The organism is Stieleria sp. (genome assembly GCF_041595215.1).
In the GTDB taxonomy this organism is placed as follows: domain Bacteria; phylum Planctomycetota; class Planctomycetia; order Pirellulales; family Pirellulaceae; genus Stieleria; species Stieleria magnilauensis.
Map to the genome: position 1 here is coordinate 1 of NZ_JBFHKV010000369.1, position 7245 is coordinate 7245.

General features: G+C 59.2%; 5 protein-coding genes. 3 read left to right on the plus strand and 2 right to left on the minus strand.

Features of this window, described 5'->3' with window-relative positions:
- The first annotated feature begins 237 nt into the window (after window positions 1-237).
- Entirely contained in the window at window positions 238-3183 is a 2946-nt protein-coding gene (locus ABX749_RS15425; protein ID WP_372896757.1) for a PVC-type heme-binding CxxCH protein, read from the plus strand.
- 65 nt (window positions 3184-3248) lie between these two features.
- Here the strand turns inward: ABX749_RS15425 and ABX749_RS15430 are convergent, their stop codons facing one another.
- Window positions 3249-3869: a DNA-3-methyladenine glycosylase gene (locus tag ABX749_RS15430; RefSeq protein WP_372896758.1), complete on the minus strand. Its 621-nt coding sequence runs from the start codon at window positions 3867-3869 to the stop codon at window positions 3249-3251.
- Between the two features lie 25 nt (window positions 3870-3894).
- Between ABX749_RS15430 and ABX749_RS15435 the strand changes: the two genes are divergently transcribed.
- Window positions 3895-5133 carry an amidohydrolase family protein gene (locus ABX749_RS15435; protein ID WP_372896759.1) on the plus strand — a complete coding sequence of 413 codons (1239 nt, stop codon included), beginning with the start codon at window positions 3895-3897 and terminating at the stop codon, window positions 5131-5133.
- Window positions 5134-5180: 47 nt separating this feature from the next.
- Complete coding sequence (locus ABX749_RS15440; RefSeq protein WP_372896760.1) at window positions 5181-6461, plus strand: radical SAM protein; 1281 nt, start codon at window positions 5181-5183, stop codon at window positions 6459-6461.
- Window positions 6462-6639: 178 nt separating this feature from the next.
- Here the strand turns inward: ABX749_RS15440 and ABX749_RS15445 are convergent.
- Window positions 6640-7245 (minus strand): alpha-amylase/4-alpha-glucanotransferase domain-containing protein (locus ABX749_RS15445; RefSeq protein ID WP_372896761.1); only part of this gene is annotated, 606 nt, incomplete at its 5' end.

Consider the following 7245-nt stretch of genomic DNA (forward strand, 5'->3'; position numbering starts at 1 on the left):
GGCGACGAGTCCTCTGTAGTCGGCATATTGGCAAGGACTCGTCACCTCGTCCACTACCCGAAAATTGAGCTGCGATAGACTACGAGTGCTCTGTCCAGATCTGAATTTACGGTTGCGTTTGTCGAGCGGAAAAGGGGGCAGGTACCCTCAATCGAAAAGTTGACAGAGCACTCGTGAGTGGGTCGATCCGTTTTTCAGTTTCAGTTTTGACTTGAGTGATGAATGATGCGTTTTGTGATGACTCTTGTGGCTTTGTTAGTTGCGTCTGCGGTCCAATCGGCCGAGCAGGACAAGGCGAAATCTGCACTTGAGGCGATTGAGAGTAATCGCGGCGGCCGGCATTGGGTCGAACAGGAAACGGCGCCGCCGAAGTCGCCGGCGGATTCGCTCAACGCGATTCAAATTGAACCGGGCTATCAGATCTCTTTGTTCGCGGCCGAACCACTGGTCCGCGATCCCGTCGCGATCTGTTTCGACAAACATGGCGACATGTACGCCGTCGAATACGGCGACTATCCGATCGGTCCCGAAGACGGTGGTGATCCGCTGTCAAAGATCGTGATGTTGGAAGACAGTGACGGCGACGGCGTTGCGGACCGCCGACACGTCTTTGCCGATAAACTGGATTTCGCCCACAGCATGATGGCTTACAAGGGAGGCTTGCTGGTCGGTGCGAAAACGAAAGTCTTGTTCCTCAAGGACACCGACGGAGACCATGTCGCCGATGTCCAAGAAACCTTATTCGACGGATTCACCCCCGCGCACCCCCAGATGCAAATCGGCAACCCACGCTGGGGAATCGATAACTGGGTGTACTTGAATTACGGTCCGGGAAAAGTGACGTCGAAAGCCGACCCGGATTCACCCATCGATCTGCCGCGCAAAGACTTTCGCTTCCATCCCCAGACGATGGAGTTTGAAGCCGACAGCGGAATGGGACAGTTCGGCAACACCGTCGACCGTTGGGGGCATCGTTTTTATTGCACCAACCGAAACCCGATCATCACGACCTTTCTGGCCCCGAACGTCCTGGCCAGAAACCCGTTTCATATCGTCAGTGCCCCCTACTACGACGTCGCTCCTTCGGGCGGACAATCACAAGTCTTTCCGCTCGTTGCGATGAAAAGCAACTATCTCTCTCACGCGGGAACCCATACCTCGGCGTGCGGCACGACCGCGTACACGGGCGACCTGGGAGACGAATCGTTTCGCAACAGCGTGTTCGTTTGCGAGCCGATCGGCCACTTGGTGACACGGTCGATCGTCGACACCGATTCCCTGAAATTCACAGCGAAACGTGCGCAACAGAAAAGCGATTTCGTGGCCTCGGCCGACACTTGGTTCCGGCCATCCAGTCTGGCCACCGGGCCCGACGGTGCGTTGTATCTGGCAGACATGTATCGTTTGTGGGTGGAACATCCAAAATTTCTGCCGCCGGAAATTGCGGCGAAGCTGGACTGGCGGGCCGGCGATGATCGCGGCAGGATCTATCGAATCGTTCCCACCGGTTCGAACACACGGCCCTTCACTCCGCCGCAATCAGACGCCGATTGTGTCGACTTGTTGGCCGACGGCAACGGATGGCGCCAATTCCTCGGTCAACGGCTGTTGGTTGAACAGCAGGCGACCGATCAGACGGCTCGAGTGCGCAGCCTGCTGACGTCGCAATCACCGACGACACGTTTGCACGCCCTTTGGACGCTCGACGGGTTATCGGCACTGACACCATCCGACATCCGGCAGATGAGTTCCGACGCGAACGTTCATTGCCGTGTCGCGGCGGCGACGTTGGCGGGCGACATGACCGATGACGACACCGTTCAGGACGCTTTGATCTCGCTCGCGGGCGCCCCCAGCCCCCGCGTCCGTTTCCAAGTCGCCCTATCGCTCGCGGCCAACGATTCGCCACAGGCCACCGCAACGTTGACTCAACTGGCGCGACGGGATGGGCACGACAGCGCCTTTGCCGACGGATTGCTGACCTCACTCCGGCAGCGCAGCGGCGCGGTGTTGGCCGGGTTGATCGCCGACGGTTCGTTTCGCGAGCAAGGTAACGCCGGCAAGTTGGAATTGGTCCGAAGACTGGCCGCGATCGTCGGCGCCCGTGGCGACCAGACAGAATTGAGATCTGTTTTTGAGTTGCTCGGCAGCGACGGCGACGAAAATTGGTGGCGTGCCGCGGCGATCGCCGGGATCGGTGACGGCCTGCCGCGTTATCGTGGCGAGCGGGGGCGGATGACGTTGCCGAATCTGATCGCGAAGCCGCCCGCAGAGCTGAGCGATTCCATCGTTGCACTCAAAGCGGTGTTTGATCGCAGCGGAGACATTGCGTTGGATCCCGAACAAGCTGTCGCGGATCGCGTCGCGGCGATCGAGTTGATGGCCTATCAACCGTTTGACGCCGCCGCGAAAATGTTTGCGGAGTTGCTCTCGAGCGAACAACCGGTGCAAATCCAATCGGCTTGTCTGGAGGCGCTGCAACGAAACGGTTCGGCTGGAGCCGCGCAGATCGTTTTGGATCGGTGGCCAGAGCTGGGACCATCGGTCCGCGGCACCGCCATCGCGTTCTTGCTGCGTCGGACCGAATCCACCCGTCTGACACTTAATGCGATGAGCGAGGGAAAAATGAATCCGTCGGCGTTGAGCATCGATCAACGGGTACGATTGCTCAAACACTCCGATGAACAACTGCGAGACCAAGCGACAAAACTGTTTGGCGGAGTGGTTTCGCCGAACCGCCAGAAAGTGGCAAAGGATTATGAGAGCGCGCTGGCGATGAGTGCCGACGCCGCGCACGGCAAACAAGTCTTCACGCGGGTTTGCGCCAGTTGTCACCGGATCAGCGGCGAAGGCCATGAGACGGGTCCCGATTTGACCGACGTCCGCAATCGTTCCAAACCTGCGTTGCTGTACGACATTTTGGATCCCAACGCCAAAGTCGAACCGCGTTTCACGTCGTATTCGATTTTGACGGCCGAAGGCTCGGTGTTCACAGGACTGATTGAATCGGAAACCAGCGAGGCGGTGATCTTGAAGATGGCGGAGGGAAAGACCAAAGCGATCGGCAGGGCAGAGATCGATCAGATGAAAGCCAGTGACGTGTCGTTGATGCCCGAGGGAATCGAAAAAGACATCACGCTGCAGCAGATGGCTGACCTGCTGGCCTTTCTGAAGGACCGTTAATCAAGGAGCAGCAATCAAGTGGATTAGGTTCCTGTCTGTCATTTCAGCATGGACAGGCAGGAAGCCTATTCCACTTTGCGGCTCAGGTATTCGGAGTTCACGTCGACGAATCGCAGGTTGCGGTGTTTGGCCTTGCTGATACCGATCCGTTTTGTCGCCCGGATGACGGGGACACGCGGGATCGAATCGGTGAACACGCCGATCCGTTCGTCGCTGACCAGACATCGGCCGTCGTCGCCACGATCGATTTGCAACGCCTGGCACAACATTGCCGGACCGCGAGTCAACCGGCGGACATCGTCGTAACCCCGGAGGCGACGCATGACATCAAGACCCCAAACCGGTTCGATGGCCCGGATCAAAACCGCGGCCCCCTGGTCAGCCGGTTGCGTGACCGCATTGAGACAATGTTTCGCATGAATCGGATAAACGTACAGCGTCCCCGGGTCGGAAAACATCGACGCGTTGCTGGCCGTCTTTCCACGCGCCGAGTGACTGGCCGGATCGCCTTGATCCAGATACGCTTCTGTCTCGACGATCCAGCCGCCCAGCCATTGACCGTCGACGTGATGAAGCAGAGCTTTGCCGATCAGTTCTTTCGCCACGACCGCCGTCGGACGTCCGTAGAACTCGGCGCCGAGACGATTGGAGTGCAGCGATTTTGGGGGTGAGAAACGTCGGACCATTCAAGACATTCGAAGAAATGACGCTGTGAACGCAACAGGCCGTGAAACAATCTATACCGCTGGTTGGATTTTCCCCATCTGTCGACCGCCGATCAACGGTGGTTTTTTGCGTGTCGTCGATGACCGAATCGTGGAGATCGGGGCACTGACCGACGGCGATTACCGACACCAAGATGTCGTGGATCTGGGGGACGTGGCGGTGCTACCACGAATGGTCAATGCGCACACGCACCTGGAGTTTTCTGATTGTCTGACCCCGATCGGCCAACCCGGGATCGCACTGTCCGACTGGATCGGCAGCGTGATCGCCGCTCGCGGTGTGGCAACGTCTGACCAGCGTCAGGATTGCATCGGCGCGGGGATCGCCGAATCGGTCGCCGCCGGCGTGGGATTGATCGGGGATATCGCGACCGCACCGTCCGTCTACCCGACCGACGCGGGTGCGACGATTGTCTCGTTTGCCGAAGTACTTGGTTTGAGTGTCGACCGAGCCGAAGAGCGGTTTCGATCCGCGCAGACGCACGCGGACAGCTTAGCGGTGACCCCGTCGGTCGACTTTGGCGTCAGCCCCCACGCGCCCTATTCAACGCCACCTGATTTGATTCGCCGCTGTGTCGATTTGGCCAATCAGCACGGCGCTGCATTGGCGATGCACGTCGCCGAGTCGCCCGACGAGCGAACGTTGCTGCGGCAGGGCAGCGGGCCGTTTGCCGATGCCCTCCGCAGCGCCGGGCTGTGGACGGAGGGGCTTTTCCCTTGGGCCGGTTCACAACCGCTGATCGAGCTGATCGGCTGGCTCGCCGAGGCGCCGAGGGCCTTGCTGATTCACGGCAACGACCTTCAAGACGACGAAATCGAGCGAATTTCGCGGCACCGTCAACTGAGCGTTGTGTACTGTCCACGAACGCACCACTTTTTCGGTCATCCCCGCCATGGCGTCCAAAAACTGCTCGACGCGGGAATTCGAGTCGCCATCGGCACGGATTCGCGGGCCAGCAATCCCGACCTGAGCGTCTGGAAAGAAGTGCAATTTCTACTCGATCATCGCCCCGATCTCGATCCACACGCGGTGCTGGAGATGGCGACGCTGGCCGGATCGGATGCCTTGCTAGGCGCCGGGTCTCAATGTGGGAGAATCCAACCCGGGCGGATCCCTCACCAGAGGCCGGTTATGATTCCCACGACCGCCAAACGCCTGAATCAGGTGTGGCGGGATTTCGCAGCCGGGGAATTGTCGTGCACGGGGTTGCCCGGGCGGGCATAATAGGTCCGAGTTTCAAGTTCCATGTCCCAAGTCCGGTTTGTTGCTTTATGTATCTTCGTTTGGCTTCGCGATTCCTTTTCGAAACCGACAAGCGATTGCTTGCCAAAGCGGCGTGGACGCTTGGTGTGAAGGGACTTTGGAGTGTGCACAAGCACAAGCGACGGTTGAAACGCGGCGAGTTCTTTCCGCCGTTTCTGTATCTGTCGGTGATCAACAGTTGCAATTTGCGCTGCCAAGGTTGTTGGGTGGACGTGGCGGCCAAACAACAGCGGATCGAACTGGATGCGGCGAACGAGACGATTCGGCAGGCCAAAGCGATGGGCAACAGCTTTTTCGGCATCCTGGGGGGGGAGCCCTTCATGCACAAGGACCTGCTGAAAATCTTTGAACAGAATCGCGACGTCTATTTTCAAGTGTTCACCAACGGTCACTTCATCACCGACGAGGTGGCTGCGGAATTGAAACGGCTGGGGAACGTCACGCCGCTGATCAGCGTCGAGGGATCAGAAATCATCAGCGACGAGCGACGTGGTCGTGCCGGCGTCTTGAATCAAACGATGGAAGGGCTGAAGACTGCCCTGAAGCACAACTTGTTGGTCGGCGTGTGCACGAGCGTTTGCAAGTCTAACATCGATGACCTTGTCAACGACGCCTGGGTCGATCGATTGATCGAGATGGGGGTGATGTATTGCTGGTTCCACATCTATCGACCGGTCGGTCCGGAATCCAATGCTCAGTTGGCACTCAATAGTGACGAGCAACGGCGGGTTCGACAGTTCGTCGTGGACACCCGCGCGACCAAGCCGATCATCGTCATCGACGCTTATCACGATGACGCCGGAAACGCCCTGTGCCCTGCGGCGACCGGGTTCACCCACCACGTCGGCCCGTGGGGCGATCTCGAGCCCTGTCCGGTGATCCAACTGGCCACCGAGTCGATCCACGACGACCGCCCACTGGCCGAAACGTTCAACGAGTCACAGTTTCTTAAAGAGTTCCGATCGCTGACGGCCGAGCACACGCGCGGCTGTGTGATCATGGAGCGCCCCGACTTGCTGGTCGAATTGGCCGAAAAGCACGGCGCCCGCGACACGACCGCTCGGGGTGCCGTCATCGAGGAACTGAAAAACGTCACGCCGCGGCGGAGCCAGTTCCAACCCGGTGATGAGATTCCCGAACGGAGCTTTGTTTATCGCTGGGCCAAGAAGTACGCCTTCAACGATTTCGGAACCTACGCACGACACTTCGACGCGGCGAAGTATCGCGACCCGGACAAAGACGCCCCGGATCGCGAGTCGTCCAAGAGTGAGTTACCGGTGCTGCAGTAGCGGGTACTCCCCCTTTCGAACGGCCGGCGGCTTTGCCGCCGGCCGTTCGAAAGGGGGAGAGGGCTGGGGCTTTCTTTCCTGGGGTGGCGGTCACTGCGCTGCGCTCGTTCCCTGACCCCAGGCTATGTTGTGCATGCCCTTTGGGCAAACACTGCGGAACGTTTGCCGCACCAGGCAATCACAGCTGGATCACCTGTTCTTCGTTGATCGTTTCGGCGTGGGATTCGCAGCTTGCGGCCAGTTCGATCTTGGCGTGCCAGCGACCTTCGGCGTCACCGCGGACCAACCAGTGCGGCTGCACGCAGACGCTTTGGTGCACCAGTTCGAACCCCGCTTCACTTTGGCTGACCGTTTCGACGGGGAACGCCCAGATGCCGCTGGGGCGATCCAGTTTCAGCGACACGTCGATCCCCAGCCAGCGATCGGAAAGCGATAACTGTGAGGCGTGTTCCAGATTCAGTTTCTCGCCGAGTTGTCCGAGATGCTGGCCGTCTTCGTCGCTGAAATAGCGATCGTCGGCACCGGAGGGAAGCCCCGCAAAATTCATCTCGACCGCAAAGTGCAGATCGCGATCTCGCGGCAGGTTTTCCAGCAAGTAGGTGATCTCCAACGCATCGCTTCCGGTCACCATCGTGACGGCTTTGGTCAGCACGATCGGGATTCCCCAGGCGTTGCCTTCGCGGCGCATCTGCACTTGGACGCGATCGGCACCCCGACGCAGTTTCGCCTCAAAGGGAAGCTCAACGAAATCGCCGCGTTCCATCGCTTCACCACGGGCGACCGA